19 protein-coding genes and 1 tRNA gene are annotated in these 16,329 nt (G+C 66.2%); 8 read left to right on the forward strand and 12 right to left on the reverse strand.

Annotated features, from left to right (window positions below; all coding sequences use genetic code 11):
• Nucleotides 1–106: 106 nt before the first annotated feature.
• The gene (locus AB4Y92_RS05310) at nt 107–1,291 is read left to right on the forward strand and encodes a hypothetical protein (protein WP_441818688.1); all 1,185 of its coding nucleotides are present in this window, start codon (nt 107–109) and stop codon (nt 1,289–1,291) included.
• Nucleotides 1,292–1,361: 70 nt separating this feature from the next.
• On the opposite strand, the gene AB4Y92_RS05315 is transcribed toward AB4Y92_RS05310, so the two are convergent.
• From AB4Y92_RS05315 to AB4Y92_RS05340, 6 genes are all read right to left on the reverse strand, one after another.
• Nucleotides 1,362–2,276, reverse strand: coding sequence for a lysylphosphatidylglycerol synthase domain-containing protein (locus AB4Y92_RS05315; RefSeq protein ID WP_441818689.1), 915 nt, complete (start codon nt 2,274–2,276; stop codon nt 1,362–1,364).
• The gene (locus tag AB4Y92_RS05320; RefSeq protein WP_441818690.1) at nt 2,263–3,324 is read right to left on the reverse strand and encodes a glycosyltransferase family 4 protein; all 1,062 of its coding nucleotides are present in this window, start codon (nt 3,322–3,324) and stop codon (nt 2,263–2,265) included. The genes AB4Y92_RS05315 and AB4Y92_RS05320 overlap by 14 nt, the downstream gene beginning before the upstream one ends.
• On the reverse strand, nt 3,306–4,364 hold the full coding sequence (locus AB4Y92_RS05325; RefSeq protein ID WP_237049769.1) for a glycosyltransferase family 2 protein: 1,059 nt from the start codon (nt 4,362–4,364) through the stop codon (nt 3,306–3,308). The genes AB4Y92_RS05320 and AB4Y92_RS05325 overlap by 19 nt, the downstream gene beginning before the upstream one ends.
• A 114-nt stretch (nt 4,365–4,478) precedes the next feature.
• Nucleotides 4,479–6,551 (reverse strand): hypothetical protein, encoded by a 2,073-nt coding sequence (locus AB4Y92_RS05330; protein ID WP_441818691.1) that lies wholly within the window; start codon nt 6,549–6,551, stop codon nt 4,479–4,481.
• A gap of 378 nt (nt 6,552–6,929) precedes the next feature.
• The gene (locus AB4Y92_RS05335; RefSeq protein ID WP_441818692.1) at nt 6,930–7,151 is read right to left on the reverse strand and encodes a hypothetical protein; all 222 of its coding nucleotides are present in this window, start codon (nt 7,149–7,151) and stop codon (nt 6,930–6,932) included.
• Between the two features lie 43 nt (nt 7,152–7,194).
• On the reverse strand, nt 7,195–7,515 hold the full coding sequence (locus AB4Y92_RS05340) for a hypothetical protein (RefSeq protein WP_441818693.1): 321 nt from the start codon (nt 7,513–7,515) through the stop codon (nt 7,195–7,197).
• A gap of 979 nt (nt 7,516–8,494) precedes the next feature.
• Here AB4Y92_RS05340 and AB4Y92_RS05345 point away from each other — a divergent pair.
• Nucleotides 8,495–8,737 carry a hypothetical protein gene (locus AB4Y92_RS05345; RefSeq protein ID WP_441818694.1) on the forward strand — a complete coding sequence of 81 codons (243 nt, stop codon included), beginning with the start codon at nt 8,495–8,497 and terminating at the stop codon, nt 8,735–8,737.
• A 12-nt stretch (nt 8,738–8,749) separates the two neighbouring features.
• Here the strand turns inward: AB4Y92_RS05345 and AB4Y92_RS05350 are convergent, their stop codons facing one another.
• Nucleotides 8,750–9,991 carry an MFS transporter gene (locus tag AB4Y92_RS05350; RefSeq protein ID WP_441818695.1) on the reverse strand — a complete coding sequence of 414 codons (1,242 nt, stop codon included), beginning with the start codon at nt 9,989–9,991 and terminating at the stop codon, nt 8,750–8,752.
• Between the two features lie 352 nt (nt 9,992–10,343).
• On the opposite strand from AB4Y92_RS05350, the gene AB4Y92_RS05355 reads away from it, so the two are divergent.
• Both AB4Y92_RS05355 and AB4Y92_RS05360 read left to right on the forward strand, forming a co-directional pair.
• Nucleotides 10,344–10,568 carry a hypothetical protein gene (locus AB4Y92_RS05355; protein ID WP_441818696.1) on the forward strand — a complete coding sequence of 75 codons (225 nt, stop codon included), beginning with the start codon at nt 10,344–10,346 and terminating at the stop codon, nt 10,566–10,568.
• Nucleotides 10,569–10,622: 54 nt separating this feature from the next.
• On the forward strand, nt 10,623–10,862 hold the full coding sequence (locus AB4Y92_RS05360; RefSeq protein ID WP_441818697.1) for a hypothetical protein: 240 nt from the start codon (nt 10,623–10,625) through the stop codon (nt 10,860–10,862).
• Here AB4Y92_RS05360 and AB4Y92_RS05365 read toward each other — a convergent pair.
• From AB4Y92_RS05365 to AB4Y92_RS05380, 4 genes are all read right to left on the reverse strand, one after another.
• Complete coding sequence (locus AB4Y92_RS05365) at nt 10,859–11,089, reverse strand: hypothetical protein (protein ID WP_057943680.1); 231 nt, start codon at nt 11,087–11,089, stop codon at nt 10,859–10,861. The two genes, AB4Y92_RS05360 and AB4Y92_RS05365, sit on opposite strands and share 4 nt — an antisense overlap.
• A 222-nt stretch (nt 11,090–11,311) precedes the next feature.
• Nucleotides 11,312–11,662 (reverse strand): hypothetical protein, encoded by a 351-nt coding sequence (locus AB4Y92_RS05370; protein ID WP_441818698.1) that lies wholly within the window; start codon nt 11,660–11,662, stop codon nt 11,312–11,314.
• A gap of 214 nt (nt 11,663–11,876) precedes the next feature.
• Entirely contained in the window at nt 11,877–12,290 is a 414-nt protein-coding gene (locus tag AB4Y92_RS05375) for an acyl-CoA thioesterase (RefSeq protein ID WP_441818699.1), read from the reverse strand.
• Nucleotides 12,291–12,348: 58 nt separating this feature from the next.
• The gene (locus tag AB4Y92_RS05380) at nt 12,349–12,807 is read right to left on the reverse strand and encodes an Rrf2 family transcriptional regulator (RefSeq protein ID WP_441818700.1); all 459 of its coding nucleotides are present in this window, start codon (nt 12,805–12,807) and stop codon (nt 12,349–12,351) included.
• A 221-nt stretch (nt 12,808–13,028) separates the two neighbouring features.
• Here AB4Y92_RS05380 and AB4Y92_RS05385 point away from each other — a divergent pair, with 221 nt between their 5' ends.
• The 4 genes from AB4Y92_RS05385 to AB4Y92_RS05400 all read left to right on the forward strand — a co-directional run bounded on the left by AB4Y92_RS05385 (nt 13,029) and on the right by AB4Y92_RS05400 (nt 15,941).
• Nucleotides 13,029–13,919 (forward strand): NAD(P)/FAD-dependent oxidoreductase, encoded by an 891-nt coding sequence (locus AB4Y92_RS05385; protein WP_441818821.1) that lies wholly within the window; start codon nt 13,029–13,031, stop codon nt 13,917–13,919.
• Between the two features lie 247 nt (nt 13,920–14,166).
• Nucleotides 14,167–14,559, forward strand: coding sequence for a GFA family protein (locus tag AB4Y92_RS05390; RefSeq protein WP_441818701.1), 393 nt, complete (start codon nt 14,167–14,169; stop codon nt 14,557–14,559).
• A gap of 116 nt (nt 14,560–14,675) precedes the next feature.
• Nucleotides 14,676–15,230 carry an RNA polymerase sigma factor gene (locus AB4Y92_RS05395; RefSeq protein WP_441818702.1) on the forward strand — a complete coding sequence of 185 codons (555 nt, stop codon included), beginning with the start codon at nt 14,676–14,678 and terminating at the stop codon, nt 15,228–15,230.
• A 36-nt stretch (nt 15,231–15,266) separates the two neighbouring features.
• Nucleotides 15,267–15,941 (forward strand): serine/threonine protein kinase, encoded by a 675-nt coding sequence (locus tag AB4Y92_RS05400; RefSeq protein WP_441818703.1) that lies wholly within the window; start codon nt 15,267–15,269, stop codon nt 15,939–15,941.
• Nucleotides 15,942–16,177: 236 nt separating this feature from the next.
• Here AB4Y92_RS05400 and AB4Y92_RS05405 read toward each other — a convergent pair.
• Nucleotides 16,178–16,253 (reverse strand) — tRNA-Phe (locus AB4Y92_RS05405).
• Between the last annotated feature and the right edge of the window lie 76 nt (nt 16,254–16,329).

A 16,329-nucleotide genomic window follows, 5' to 3' on the forward strand; every position in this document is an offset into this window, starting at 1 on the left:
GACGAGCAGTGCGTTAGCCCGGACACCGGCTCGATAACGGCCGGGTTGGAGCGATCATCCATGAGCATGCGCTCATGGCCTTTATGGACGAAAGAGGATTTCTGCTATGAAAGCCTATAAGTATTGCGTGTTGGCTGCGGCATTGATGAGCGCCAACGCGCTCGCGCAGAGCACCGACGGTTACGGCACCACCATACGGGTTCCGCTCGCGGTCAACAGCGGCACGTATTCCTCGACGTTGTTCGTGCGCAACGGAGGCAGCGACGTGGCCAGCGTCAAGGTGACCTATTACGGAGCGCCGGGAACGCCGTACGCCGGCGAACGCCCTTGCACGACGCTAAGCATCGCTCCGGGCGCGGTCTCCGAAAATTCACTCGCCTCGCTGTGCGGCGTACCGGTCAGCCCGACCAGCAACTACGGCCAGGTGTCGTTCGTCGAACAAAGCGCGGCCAATGTTCCGATTTCCGTCTTTACCCGTATCCAGGCCATCAGCGGCTTGGGCTTCTCCGTGGAAGGCTTCAAGATCGGTTCGCTGACCGGCGGCGCCACCAGCTCGACCGTCTCGGGTCTGCGCCGTCAGGCCGCCGCGCCTGGCTATCAGTCCAACTGCTTCGTCGGTTCCGTCGGCGAACCGGTGACGGTGACGTGGTCGCTGCGCACCGCCGCCGGTGCGGCGCTCGGCAATCCGCAAACCACGAACCTGAGCAGCAACGAGACCATCCGCTTCCTCGATGTGTTCAGCGCCGCCGGCGCGCCGGCCGGCGACTACAGCAACGTGCAAGCGGTGTTCAGCGAAGCCACCGCCGGTTCCAATCCGGGTTTCGTCGCTTATTGCACCACGCAGGAAAACGTCAGCTTCGACGGCGATTTCCGCATCGCGAAGGAAGCCGATCCGGACGACCTGCGTTCGAAGAAGGTCGGCGTCTCCACCTCCAGCTCGCTGGGCACGCTGCTCGGCCTGGCCAGCGGCCAGGATCAGTTCGGCCTGTATCTGCAGCATCCGGACTGGGTGCAGTGCCGGATCAACGGCACCAACGCCCCGCAGCTGGAAATGCGTCTGGAAGATCCGCAGGGCAACGTGGTCGCCGGCGGCAACAACATCAGCTCGTTCCAGAAGGTGTACCTGGGCGAAAAGAGCACGCGCAACAACGGCGTGAGCGGCCTGTGGACGCTCAAGGTCGAGTCGCGCAATCTGCTGTCGTTGTCGCTGCCTTACGGCGTGACGTGCGAAACCGGCAACGGCTCCAATCCGCCGCTGCTGGTCAACCACTCGGTGATCGAAGAGTTCTGATCGCACAGCTGGAGACATAGCATCGGGCTCCGCCTGCCTGGCAGGCGGAGCCCGCTTCGTGTTCGTCGCCTTATCGGCGCCACGCGCCCCAGGCGAAGCTGATCGCGGCGAACGCCGCCTCGGCGAAGGTGATCGCGACCCGCCAGGCCAAGGCCAACATCGCCGCGTTGCCGGCGCCGATCAACGGACTCAGGCACCAGAATAGACCGGCCTCGCGCACGCCCAACCCGGCCGGCACCAATATCGCGGCGACGCCGGCCAATCCGGCGAAACACAGCGCCGCCGCCAATTGCAGCCAGCCCAAGCGCAAACCGAAGCCGTTCACCAGCACCGCGAACGCGGCGCACATGGCCAGATAACCGGCGAACTGCAGCAACCAGACCTTGGCGATCGTCGCCATCGCCGGCCGCGCGGCGTTCCAGCCCGCCAGACTGCGCGGCAGTCGCGAGGCGATGAAGTCCGGCACGCACGCCCACACCGCGATCGCCGTCAACACCACGGCGAACGCCACGAACGCGAGCTGGAACATCAGCCTCAAATCCGCCGGCAGCGCCGCCGGTGCCGCGACCGCCGCGATCAGGGCGCTAATGCCCAGCGACAACAATTGTTCGCGCACGAACAAAGCGAAGGTGTCGCCGACGCCGCGCTCGTCCGCATACAACATGCCGCGCGCCACGCCCTGCCAAATCTTGCCCGGCAGATACTTGGCCAGCAGGCTCTGGCCCCAACGCAGCTGATCGCCGAGGATGTGCTCGGCAACGAATCGTCCGCGCGCGAACACGTGCCAGCCCAGGCCGAACAACACCTGCATCGACAGACACAGCAGCAACACCGCGAGCAGATCCAGCGCTCCAAGCTGGCGCCACAGAGGCAACCATTGATCCTGCCGTGTCCAGGCTTGCCAGACGACCAGCGCCAGCGCGATCAGGCCCAGGATCCAGCCCAGGCCCTTGGAAATACCCGAGGCGGTCTTAGACCAGCTCATCCAGCCGCTCGGCATAACGCAGGCCCATCGCGCGCCATGAGCAATGCGTCGCGACATACGCACGCGCGGCTTCGCCGCGTTCGCGCAGCCGGCGCGGATCGGCGAGCAAAGTAGTGATCGCGGCGAACCACGCATCGGCGTCCTGCGGCGGCAACAGCGCGCCGATATCGGCATGGCCGACGGCGTCGCGCAGGCCTTCCAGGTCCGCGGCCAGGACATAGCGCCGGCTCATCGCCGCTTCCAGCGCGACCATACCGAACCCTTCCGGATCGCCGTCGACGCAGCGATTGGGCATCAGCACCAGATCGCATTCGTCCAGGCGCTGCGCTTTCTGCGCTTCGTCCACATCGCCCCACAACCGCACCTTGTCGCCTAGTTGCGCCTGCGCGATCGCCTGTTCGATCGCCGCGCGCTCCGGGCCGTCGCCGACGATATCCAGACGCAGGTCGGCGTTCCATGCGCTCAATCGCGGCATGACCTGCTGCACGAACCACAGTGCGCCCTTGCGCTGCACCAGCCGTCCGAGGATCAGCAGGCGCAACCCGGGTTCCTGCACGCGCGCCGGCGTATCGGTCGGCGCAGACACGCCAGGAACGATCACCGCGCATTGCGCGGCCGCGATCCCCTGACCGAGCAACTGATCGCGCACGAAACGGCTGATGCACAGGTAAGCATCCAGGCGCCGCCAGAAAAATCGGCGCAGATACCATTGATACACCGGACTCGGATAAGTGACATCGAGCCCGTGCACCACCGCCGCGACCGGCACGCCGGCCCAGCGCGCCGGCACCGCCAGCACCGACAGCACCGGATCGCCGATCAGCACGACCCGCACTTGCCGGCGCAGCAAGCCCCAACTCAATCGCAGCAGCGCCCACGCCGCGAACAGCGGCAATCCCCATTGCCCGGCCCACCAACGCACCAGGACCAACGGCCGCAGCGCCGCCAGTTCGGCGGCGATGTGATGGCTGAGCTGCTGCATCCCGCCGCGCGAGGGCGGGAACTTGCGGGTGAGATACCAAACCGGCTTCAAGGCATCGGCCGCCATTCGGCGCGACGCCGGCTCTGCTGCTGTTCTTCCAGCAAGCGCCGGTTGACCGCGAGCTGATTGGCGAGCAAGCCCACCGCGCCGCCGATCGTGCCGACCATGACCAGCATCGCCGCCAGGATCAGCGACTGGATGTGGCCGTCGCCCTGGCCATAGAAATAATCGAAGGTGAATTTGGCGCCGATTGAAATGCCCAGCAGCGCGCACAGCACCGACGGCAGCATGAAGAATTCCAGCGGACGGTAGATCAGGAACGATCGCAGGATCGTCAGCACCGAGCGGGCGATGTACTCCGGCACGCTGCGGATCAGCCGCGACGGACGCGTCGGCGGATTGACTTCCACCGGCACCGACTTGATGCGAAGCCCGGTCTGTCCGGCCTGGATCAGGGTCTCCAGCGTGTAGGTGTAGCGCGAGTAGACGTTGAGCCGCATCGCCGCATCGCGGCTGTAGGCGCGAAAGCCGCTGGTGGCGTCGTCGATGCGCACGTTGGACACCGCACGCACCACCGCGCTGCCCAGGCGCTGCAGCCGTTTCTTCCACCATGGGAAATGGGCGATGCGCTCGATCGGCCGGCAGCCCACGACGATGTCGGCGCGCCCGGCCAGGATGTCGGCGACCAGCGCCGGAATCGCCGCGGCGTCGTATTGGTTGTCGCCATCGACGTTGACGATGATGTCGGCGCCGCGGCGGCAGGCCGCTTCCAGCCCGATCGAGAACGCATTGGCCAGGCCGCGGTTCTCCGGCAGGCGCAGCACCGCGTGCACGCCGTGTTCCAGCGCGACCTCGGTCGTGTCGTCGGAAGAGCCGTCGTCGATCACCAGCCATTCGACCTCGTGCACGCCGTGCAGGAACGCAGGCAGCGCCGCCAGGGTTTCGGGCAGTTGCTCGGCCTCGTCGCGGCAGGGAATCTGGATGACCACCTTGATCGGCTTGCGGAACTCGCCCGGCACCGCCGCCGGCGCGGTCTCGACGACGCCTGGATGCCCGGACCGCCACGTTTCGATGTCGTGTGTGCGAAACAATCTGCGTGCGTTCATAGGGCGAACTCCTGTCAGATGCCGCGACGAAAGCGTCGCCGCCGGCCTGCCGATAGAACAAACTGCCTTGTTTCATGCGCACGCAAGATCGGGACGCGGGAGGACAACGCCGCCTCACGGTTCGAGCTTGGTGATGCTCCAGTCGCTGCGTTCCTCGTGAGTGCCGCGCGCCAGCGGAACCACCGAGGTATTGCGGCGCAACCGTTGGATGGGCACGTCCGCCAGCCAGGTCGCGCCGCGTTCGCCGAAAGTCATGCCCTTGGGGTGCACGACCCAGCAGCCTTGCTCGACGCGCCCGGCGACGCGCGGACACGCGCCGGTCCAGTCGTACTGCTCGGCCGCCGCGACCGGCACGACCCGGCTGCCGAAGCCGGTCAGCAGCGCGCTGGTCAACGGGCCGGAAGCCACCACGTAACTGACGCGATCGTTCGGCAAGCGGCGCGCGATTTCCCCGATCTGCGCGACCATGCCGGCGTCTTCGCGCAGCCACAGGGTTTCGCGCTGTTTCAGCAGCAGATGCGCGCTGACGGCAACGGTGACCAGGCCGACCGCGGCATACACGTAAGGCCCGCGCCAACGCCGCGACAGCATCGCGCAGGCGATTGCGGCTAGCACCACGGCGGCGGGGAATACGGTCGGCACCCAACGGCGCGCGGCCCAGATGTGATCCGGCGAGACCATCGGCCGCGACAGATACACCAGCGCCGGAATCAGCAGGAACACCAGCGCCCAGCCCTTGATCGGGCTCAGTCCGCCCTTCAAGGCCGCGCGCAGTCCCATCGCCGCGCCCAGCGCCGCGGCCACGACCACCGGCCACGACAGATAGGCGGCCACGCTGAGCACGCTGGCCTCGCGGTAGTCGCGCTGACCGTTCAACTGCGGCACCAGCTTCGATTCGATCAGCGCATAAGGCTGCAAATGCGGGCGTATCCAGACGGCATAGGCGAACAGGGCCACGATCACGAACGTCACCGTTCCCGCCGAATTTCGCGCCACCGCCTTGGACAAGCGCAGCGCGCGCACCCGCCGCAGAATTACCGTCGCGCAGGCGAGCACCGCGGTCGCGATCACAGCGGCTTTCACCAGATCGAACAAGCCGGCCATATACGGCTGCACGAACACCTGGAAATAGCCGAGCGCCAGCAAGGCCGCCGCCAGACATCCCAAGCCCATGCCCGCCAACGCGGGATTGCAGGCCAGGCCACGCCGCGAGCGATCGACGAACACCGCCGCCAGACAGGCCGCGCCGACCGCCAGCGGAAACACCACCGCGTCGATCCGCACCAATCCGCTCATGCCGATCAGGCCGCCGGCGAGCAGGCCCAGATTGCGCGAGCGCCGCGCCATCGCGACCATCGCCGCGAGCAAGCCGTTGAGCACGAACCAACTGCACAGCGGCTCGCTCAGGCAGTTTCGCGATATCCATACCTGCGCCGGCTGGAACGCGAACACCGCCAGCGCCGGAATCGCCCAGACACGCCGCGCCGGCGTCAGCATCCGCCGCGCCAAGGCATACAGCGCCATGCAGTTGAGCAGGCCCAGCACGGCGTTGAAGCGGAAGATTCCCTGCGGGCCGAGCGTCGCCGCGAGCGTGGCCATCCACACCGGCGTCGCGGAGGAAAACTGGAACGTCCAGCGCGAGCCGGTGGGATAGATACCGGGCAGTTCCGCCGCGCGGCCCTGCTGGATCATCAGCATGCCCGGTTCCGTCGCCATCCCCATCGCCACCAGATCCACCGCCGAGCCGCCGGTGCGCAGCAGATGCAGCGCGTGCTGGGCGTAGATGCCCTCGTCGCGCTCGCCCAGCAGGCTCTCCTTGGGAAACAGCGCGTACAGACCCATGGCTGCGGCCAGGATCGCGGCGACCGCCAAGCCGCTGAGCGCCGATGCGCGGCGCACGCGGGTGTTTTTGAGGCGATCCAAAGCATGGGCCCAGGCCCGATTGCGAACGCTCCACACCGCCAGCACGATCCAGCCGGCGGCGCCGATCCAGGTCGGCGCGAACAGTCCCAGCACGGCCAAGGCCATCAGCAAAACGGTGGCGATAGCGCTGCCGGTGCAGATAACGATCAAGATATTTCGGCGAAGATGCCGGGCATCGTGGCCGGTCAGGGCGAGCGTCCCTGCGCCCAGTGGGTAGACCGCCAACCAAACGCCGAGCTCCGCCAGCGCCTTCAGATATTCCATTGAATACCCCCTCAATAGGATATCGAGTCTACGCAGCGTGCCACTGGTGAACTGCCCAACACGTCAAGCTTCCTTATCGATCACATGCGCGTGGTCGGCTCGGAGGCGGTGGTCACAGTTGATCGTGTCGGCGCGGGTTCGCGTCGAGTAATGCCGGCGTCGCGGCTGAATAAATTTTGGCCATGTCCGCGAAGGAGTCCGCGGCTGTTTGCCGAGTCTGGCTGCCGGGTTCGTGCAGGGCCGGAGGCGTCGCGTCGGCGCGGCATGCCGCCGCTGGCGGCGATGGAAAGATCGCGGATAAACGCGGGCGGCCCTGCCTGCCCTGTCGCCGGGCCCGGCATGCCGCCACGCACTGCGGATTCGCCCGTCGGGGCGAGGCTACTTCGCCCCGCGAAGCTGTTCCAGATCGACGTTGATCCGCACGCACACGCTGGTGGGCACCTCGACGCAGTCGATCAGGTCGTACTTGCTGATCAACGCCATCCCGTCGCGGCCCATCGATCTGAGCGCGGCTTCAAGTTCGTGTTTGTAGCGCGCCCATGTCGTCACCTGCGTCGTTGCGCTGACGTTGATGGGGCGGCCAAGAATCTCGATCTGCATAGTTGCCTCAATGGTCTGAAAACAGGTGGCCGGATCCAGGCGCTCACCATCCAGTGGTGCAGGCGATGCCCAGAAGCACCAGCCCCGCGGCCGGCGTCGTCCAATAGGAAACCAGCATGGCCGATCGGTTGCGATTGCAATATCGAACGCCGTCCCGATCCAGGCTGGAGCGAAAGGAACGGTCCCGCAAATAGATCATCAGCATCCGGGTGCCGCGGCGCACGCCGGTCGCGTTCTCGCGCGAATGCCGCCACTGCGCCGGATGCAGTCGGCGCAGGCGGCGTTCGAAGGAAAGGCAGATCAACACTTCCAGCAGCAACGCCATCAGGAAGGCGATCAGCGCCAGGGCGGTCGTTGGGTTCATGCACGACCGCGCGCGGCTGGCGCGTGCTGCGCGCGACCGCGTCTGGGGACATGAAGTTTGCCGGGCGTCGCGGCCGGATCGGAGTCGGGTTCGCGGCCCGCGGGCCAACCTTCGTTCTGTGCGCACTGCACCGCCAACGCCTCGCCCGCGATGCGCAAGGCAAGCGATAAATCCGGGCGCAGCGTGCGATGTTCTTTCGTTATGGACACGTAACACTCCAACGCATTGCACGAGGAGCAAGCAGCAACCACCTTAACAGGTCGCGGTCTCAAGCGCAGACGCGCTGTCGGCATCGTCACACTTGAGTAACGCACGCCGGCGCAGCGTCCTGAAGCGCCGCGGCAAAAAGCCGCAACGCCCGCGAACGCGGAAACCGCCGACACGCGTGTTTTCCCAGACACGCACAGGCTTGCCGACATCAACGCCGCGCCGATCGCCGAAGCGACCGATCCAAGCGCCTACGCGGCCCTGGGCGATTGCGTTTCGCTCACCTGGCTACTGTAAAGGTCGTTCATGACGACATTGCAGGCCTGCTGCAGCATCGTCTTTGCGTGCCGTACCGCTTCGTTGCGCAGCCAGCTCCGGCAGAGTCTGTTCGAGAATGGCGCTACGGGCCAGCGCGCCCTGGCCAGCATTGCTCACCTGCATAAAGCCCGCACCCAACTTCCGGCGCGCCTTCACTGTTTTCGATCGCCGCCGCAAACGAGATGCCTATCACCTAACAAGGCGAATGCGGGCCCGACTGAACATCCATGGCGCCGCGCGGAACCCGCGGAGGGCCGGGCCGATCATCGGCGCGCGCGCAGCGGTTCGGCGGGCACGTTGCAATTGCGCATCATCCGCGGCCGCGCGATCCGGCGGGGCGGATGCGGTCCGCCGACGGAATGCGCAATCGGTAAATCAGTTTGGTATAAGGGCGGCGGGGACGTTGAAAGCCGCAGTTGACCCGAAGTTGAGCAACCTGCATCCGGGAGGTCTTATGGCCATCAGGAATTCGGGCTGGACGATCTCAGCCGTGAACGGCGACGGCTGGCCCTGCCTGCTCACCTGCATCCGCCAGGTCGAGGTCACGCTACTGCCCGACGGCAGCGAACAGATCAAGCAGATTTCGCTGCAGATCCGCGATCCCAGGGGCGTCGTGCTGCGGCCGAAATCGCCGGGCATCTTCGTCAACGACTTCGACGCGGTGACCTACTGGTCGGCCGATCTGCAGGCGCCGTAGCCGCCGCAGCGCTCACGACTGCAGCGCCGGACGCAGACCGCCATCGCCGCGGCTCCGGCGCGCGGCCGGAAACAGCATCGCGATCGACGCCGCCGCCAGCCCCATCGCCATCGAGCCCACGTAGAGCCAGGTGTAGCTGCCGTAGCGGTCGTACAGCCAGCCGCCGATCAGCGGCCCCAGCGCCATGCCCAGGCTCGACAGCATCGTCGCCGCGCCCAGGACGGTGCCGAGGATGCGCGGACTGAATGCGTCGCGGGCGAGCGATGCGTAGAGCGGCATGGTGCCGCCGTAGGCCATGCCGAACACGATCGCCACCGCGTAGAAGCCGTCGAGCTGGTTCACGGCCAGATACGACACCGCCGCGAGCCCCTGCACCAGCAAGCCCGCCACCAGCACCGGCTTGGCGCCCCAGCGGTCGGCCAGCACGCCGAACAACAAGCGCCCGCCCAGGCCGGCGGCGCCTTCCATGCTGTAGATCGTCACCGCCGCCGTCACCGACAGGCCGCAGCCCACCGCGTAGCTGACGGTGTGGAAGATCGGCCCCGAATGCGCGGCGCAGCAGGCGAAGAACGCGCCCGCCAGCACGATGAAAGGCTTGGATCGCAGCGCCTGCCCGGCGCTCATCGACTCGCCGGCGGCGACGCTCTGCGGCGCGGCCGCGGCCATGGGCACCGTGCGCACGAACCACACCGCCGGCAAGGTCAGCGCCCAGGCCAGCACGCCGACGATCATCAAGGTGCTGCGCCAGTCGTAGTGCGTCACCAGCCACGCCACCAGCGGCGACAGCGTCATCGGCGCCACGCCCATGCCGGCCGAGACCAGCGATATCGCCAGATTGCGGCGGCGCTCGAACGAGGCCGCGGTGGCGGCGATCACCGGTGCAAGGAAACTGGCCGAGGCCGCGCCGAGCAAGACCCCGTAGGTCAGCTGGAACTGCAGCAGGCTGCCGGCGCGACTGGCCAGGATGCAGGCCAGCCCCAGCAGCAGCGAACCGGCCAGCACGACCACTCTGGGACCGAAGCGGTCGCTCAGGATGCCCCAGCCGAAACCGGCGAACCCCATGCTGAGGAAGGCCAAGGTCATCGCGCTGGACAAGCCGGCGCGCGACCAGCCGGTGGCGGCGCTCATCGGCTGCAGCAGCACCGCCAGCGAGAACACCGCGCCGATCGCCACGCAGCCCATCAGGGCGCCGGCGGCGACCAGGGGCCAATTGCGATCCAGGGAAACGGAAGAGGCGGTGGTGGGGCTGTTCATGCGCGCAAATCCTCGGCGGGTTCCTACACGACGAAGCAGGACGGCCGGAATCGACATCGCTGTCGCCGGGCCGGGCGCCGGCCGTGCGCGAGTTCATCGGTGCGCCGCCGCCGGCAACCGGCCGGCGCGCGCAATCGCTGAATGCGGTTGCGGCGAGGTCCGTGCGCTTTTCGTCGGGCCCGATCGAATCGCCGCGAGCGAATATTGATGGCCGTCGCCTTGAGCGCAAAGGCCCGGCGCTATGTTGATCACGCGCAACTGCAGTCCCCTGCACGATCGCCTGCCTCCGGCTTGCGGCGCCGGACACACGCTTCACCGCAACCGTTCGCATCCATCGACAAGGAGAGCACGCATGAAGAGCACGATGTTCCGCCGCAGCCTGTTGTTCACCGCCGTGGCCCTGTTCGCATTCTCGGCGACCGTCGCCGCCGCGTGCAGGGATCGCTGGTGCACGACCAACTACTACGCATGCCTGAGCGACGCCAACGCCGACGGCGTCGTCACTTATCCGGAGCGGCAACATTGCGTGGACGAATGGAGCGATTGCCTGATCGCCAACGGCTGCACGCCGCCGTAAGCGAATTCCCGCCGCGGCGACACGCCCACGAGCGCGCAAGCAAAAGGCCGGCGCATGCCGGCCTTTTCGCGTGACGATTCACTGCGCGGCGGCGGCCGCTCGCTGTTTACGCGCGAAGCAGCTCACAGCCCATCGCAGCTGAATGCGCTATGGTCGAACCTGGTCTCAGGGATGGCAGCCATGGGCGAAAGACGCTTCTTCCTGATCGCGACCGCCGTGACGCTGCTGGTCGCCGGAGTCGCGATCCTCACCGCCTTCATCATCATCGAACACTGGCGCGGCGGCGTGCCCTAGAGCCGTCGGTTCCACTGCGCCCACGCCGGCGGATCGCCCGACTTCGCCGTGGCCCGGTCGAACAACAGCGCCACCGCCGTCTCGAATCCGACCGGATCGTTCGGGTGGCTGGCATAGGCCTCGGCCACATAGACCTCGAACGCGGCGCGCGGGTCGTATTGGCCGTGGATCCAGTTGGTCAGGTTCCCGATCGGGAAATCCCGCAGATAATCGTCCGGACTGCTCATGCGATCGCCCTCGTGCGAGAACCACGACGCTAACACCGTTCCGGCTCCGGCGCCGACCGACTGTCGCTTGCTCGCAGAACATTGGCGTGCCTACCCGGGCCGGACGATGCGCGGGTTTCGGCTCGGCGCCGCGTTCGCGCACCCTCGCCGTAGCGGCGGGCGATCTGCGCAGCGGTAAGGCTTACCGCTGCGCAGGCAAAACCTTATCCGGCGATCAGCCCGTCAGCTTTGCTTCACGCAAACGACATAGGTATAGCCGATCCACTTCACCGGCATGTCCCGGTCATACATCAGATGGGCGAAGAAACGGGCCTTCCAACCCTGCGCCGTTTCGTTGGAAGTAGGCATGTTGTCGTCGATGCGCGCAACGATTCCGTACCCCGACTCGAAACCACCGCCGGTCGCGATCTCATCCGGCAGACACCAGGCGACTACTTCCCGAGTCTGCGGTACGCCGGTAGGGATGGCCGCTCCGTTGTAACGCACCGTCCGCACCAGCGCCGCGTCGGCCGAAGCGCAAAAGCCCACCATCAACGCGCCGATGACCACTGCCTTGAAATTCTTCTTGAACATAGGTTCCTCCATGGAATTTTCGGTTTAACCCTGCGATCACACCGCGGTTCGCGACTTGAGACGCAGGGCCGGTCATCGTGGAGGCATTGCCGATGAATCGCCATCGCGAACCGGTCATCCTTCCGCGCCGAATGCGATCGCTATCGATGTTTGCGACGCGGACTCCCGAGCGCAGAACGGCAACGCAACCGCCGGACGCGCTTCAGCTGAAGCCTCAGCCGCTCAGCGTTCTCTCAAGCGCGGCCCTGAGCTCAACCGGCAGCGGCACCGGCCGCATCGTCTGCGGCGACACCGTGACCTGCGTGATCGTGCCGCGGAAGGTGCCGGTGCCCTCGGCGTTGGCGGCGCTGACCGACAGCGTGAATGAGTGCTCGCCCACGCGTTCCACCGACACTTCGATATCGATCGCCTCGTCCCAGCTCATCGGATGCAGGAATTCGATCGACAGCGCACGCGCGGGCGGAAGAATGCCCATGTCGAACAACCGCCGCGCCGCCGGCCCGCCGAGCGCCTGCGACAGGAAGGCGAGCCCCGCTTCCACGACGAAGTGAGCGACGCGGGGCGTGTAAACCACTCCGCCCGGATCGCAGTCGCCGAACAGGATGACCCGGCAGGTTCGGAAGGGCATGGCGGACTTCCGCGGTGAGTGATACGAAAGCCTAGCTAACCACAAGCCGGCCGCAAGCTCACTTCGCGCGCGGCCCGTCGATGCCCCAGCCGGCGGCGGTGCACAGCGCATCGAACTCGTGCGCGAGATCGGCCAGGGCGATCGCGCCCAACTTCTCGATCAGCAGCGCTTCGGCCTGGCGCAACACGTCGTCGAGCGCGGCGTTGACCACGCGCTCGACCGCGCATTCGGGATTCGCGCTCTCGTTGCCGATGGCGAAGATCTGCGGACCGCCGACCGCCCGGTGCACGTCCAGCAGGGTGATGGCGTTCAGATCGCAGGCGATCCTCCATCCGCCCCCGTGGCCCTTCTCCGAGCTGACGTAGCCGGCCTTGCGCAATCCCGCCATGGTGCGGCGGACCACGACCGGGTTGGTGTTGAGCATCCTGGAAATCTGCTCGGAGGTGAAAGCCTGGTCGTGGCGCGCCATGTGCAGCAGGACGTGGAGCATCCGCGAAAGTCTGCTGTCACTTCTCATCGATCACGCCTCGCATTCGTACCGGCCGGCGACGCCGGCCAACTCGTAACATCATAAGTTGCGCGAAGCATGGGCTCAAGTTATCATGGAACTTCAATTGTTTCGTGATGCGTCCGAGCGCGGAAAACGCTCGCTGCCCTGCCCTGGCGTCGCCAGCGCATCGCTTATCCCTGCCTCAGCGCGGAGCCGCGATGAGGCCTCCATCGAAAGGAGCACGCTTCATGCAATACGACGTGATTGTTGTGGGCGGCAGCTACGCCGGCCTGGCCGCCGCGATGCCCTTGGCGCGGGCGCGCCGCAAGATTTTGGTCGTGGACGCAGGACAAAGGCGCAACCGTTTCGCCGGGCACTCGCATGGCTTTCTCACCCAGGACGGCACGCAAGCGGCGGCGATCGCGGCGAAGGGACGCGAGCAACTTCTCGCTTACCCCACCGTCGGCTGGCTCGACGGAAAAGTCGTCGGCGCGCAACGCCACGAAAGCGGGTTTCGACTCGATATCGAAGGCATGCCGCCGCTTGAAGCCAGGCGGCTCGTATTGGCGACCGGCGTCGTCGATCGATTGCCGCAGGTGCCAGGCCTCGCCGAGCGTTGGGGCACGCACGTGTTCCATTGTCCTTATTGCCATGGTTACGAATTGAACCAGGGCCCGATCGGCGTTCTCGCGACCTCGCCCATGTCGATGCACCTGGCGCTACTGCTCCCCGATTGGGGACCGACGACGCTGTTCTTGAACGACGCCTTCGAACCCGACGCCGAACAACTCGAAAAACTCCAAGCCCGCGGCGTGAGCTTGGAGCGCAGCCGGATCGACCGGATCGAAGGCAGGTTGAATCTGGTGCTGCACGATGGCCGCATCGCGAACCTCGACGGCCTGTTTACCCTGACCACGCCCGACGTCGCCAGCCCGATCGCGGCCATGCTGGGTTGCGAATTCGACGAAGGCCCGATGGGCCGCACTGTCAGAACCGATGCCATGAAGGCGACCACGGTGCAGGGCGTCTTCGCCTGCGGCGACGCGGCCCGGCCCGGCGGTTCGCTGCCGTTGGCGGTCGGCGACGGAACCATCGCGGGCGCGGCCGCGCATCAATCGCTGATCTTCGGCGGGTATTGAGCGGCAGGCATTCGCTCATCGCCACCATCGCCGCCCCGCGATCATTCGCCCGCGGCAATAACCGCGGCACGATGAGACAGGTTCGTTCCGCAACGAACGAACCTGTCTTCGCGGTCGGCGGCGCGAGCATCTCGTATCTGCGTGAACTCGGCGGCGATTGATCGATCCGGGCAAGCCCGGCGCGTGCGAATGCAATACCATCGGCTCGTGGTGAACATTCCATCGCTGGATTCACAGGAGGCGCAACATGGATCGATTCACGGGCGGCTGTCTGTGCGGAAACCTCCGCATCGTGGCGACCGGGCTCCCTTACCGGGTCGGCCTGTGCCACTGCCTGGATTGCCGCAAGCATCACGGCGCTCTTTTTCACGCATACGCCATCTTCCACGAGGACGCGGTGACGGTCGAAGGCGAAACGCGCGACTACGGCGGGCGATCTTTCTGCCCCCGCTGCGGCTCGTCGGTTTTCGCCCGCTGCGAGGACGAAATCGAAGTGAGCCTGGGCTCGCTGGACACGCCGGACCAACTCACGCCCACCTACGAAAGCTGGATGGTCCGTCGCGAGTCCTGGCTGCCGTCGTTCGGGCTGACCAGGCTCTACGACCGCGATCGCCCCTCTGAGAGCCGCTTCGAGGGGTAGCTCTCGCGGCCCGGCACCCCCGCCCGCCTCAGCCCGCCCGCCATGGTTCGCCGCCAGGTGTGATGATTCACCCCGTCGCGCGAATAACTATGCATACGGGCAGGAACCGGCAGGCGATGGAACATACAGGGACCCGATCGACGCGCGGCGGCAAGGCCGGAGACGACAGCGAGGCGGCGCAGGCGCGGCAGCGTTTTCAGGCGCTGCTGCAGGCCCATCGCGGCATCGTCTACAAGGTCGCCAACAGCTACTGCCGCGGCGATGAGGACCGCGCCGATCTGGCGCAGGAAATCGCCGTGCAGCTGTGGCGCGCGTATCCCGGTTTCGATCCGGCGCGTGGTTTCTCCACCTGGATGTACCGCATCGCCCTGAACGTGGCGATCTCGCACGTGCGCAGCAACGCGCCGCGGCAACGCCACGCGATCGCGCTGGACGAGCAACTGCACGACGTCGCCGACGAGCGCGCCGCCGATCCGGAAACCGAGCTGCGCGTGCACGCGCTCAACCGCTTGATCGCGGCGCTGGAGCCGCTCAATCGCGCCTTGTTGCTGCTGTATCTGGAAGAACACAGCTATCGCGAGATCGGCGAAGTGCTCGGCCTGAGCGAAACCAACGTCGCCACCAAGATCGCGCGTCTCAAGCAACGCATCCGCAGCGATCTGGCCGACTGACCTTCCACGCATCACACGCCACGACACCACGACCCCATGAGCACACTCACGATGGAACTCGACGACCTCAAACTGGCCTGGCACGAACTCGACCGCAAGCTCGAGCGCCAATACACGATGGATCTGCTGCGCTTGCGCGAGAAGCGCGGGCAGCGGATGAAATCCGGCTTGCGTCCGCTTGTTTGGGGACAAGCGCTGCAGATGCTGTTCGGCGTGGCGTGCGTGATCTGGGGCGTCTTGTTCTGGATACATCACTTGGGCAGCGCGCACTTGGTCGCGTTCGGCCTCATCGTGAACGTCTACGGCATCGCCCTGATCGCTTGCGGCGGCGCGATCCAGGCCTTGCTCGCGAACAACGACTACACCGCGCCGGTGGTGGCGATCCAGAAACGTCTGGCGGCCTTGCGCACCACTTACATCCGCGCTGGCCTTGCGGTCGGACTGGCCTGGTGGCTGATCTGGATGCCGTTCGTGAGCATGCTGTTGATGACGCTGTTCGGCGTCGATCTGTACCGCAATGCTCCATCGGTATTCGTCATCGGCACCGTGGTCGGCGTGGTCGGATTGCTCGCGACCTGGTGGTTCTACCGCTGGGCGCGCCACCCCAGCCGCCCGCGCCTGGCCAAGCTGGTGGAAGACAACGTCACTGCCGCCAGCCTGCGTCGCGCGCAGGCGCTGTTGGACGAGATCAAGCAGTTCGAACGCGAGTGAACTCTCCCGCCGCAGGTCGCGTGTTCGCATCATGCAACTCGCCTGTGCGAACGCGCGGATGCCGATACGCGCGATGGCCGCAGGCAGCTTCGATACGTTGCGAACACACGCCCGTTCGCGCTGCGGCCGCAAGCGCTCGGCTTCGAACTCCACGAACCGCAGACGACAAAAAGCCCCCATTTCTGGAGGCTTTTGAACTATCCGCGGATTTGGCCGAACCACCACGAACTGAATCTTGGTGGCCGGGGAGGGAATCGAACCCCCGACACGGGGATTTTCAATCCCCTGCTCTACCAACTGAGCTACCCGGCCATTTCACGGGCAACCCGTGAGAGAGGCGGCATGATACGGAGGCGCGGCGGGGATGGCAAGCCTCCCGGTCGCTGAA

The sequence above is a fragment of the Lysobacter sp. TAB13 genome, assembly GCF_052113885.1.
Classification (GTDB): domain Bacteria; phylum Pseudomonadota; class Gammaproteobacteria; order Xanthomonadales; family Xanthomonadaceae; genus Lysobacter; species Lysobacter gummosus.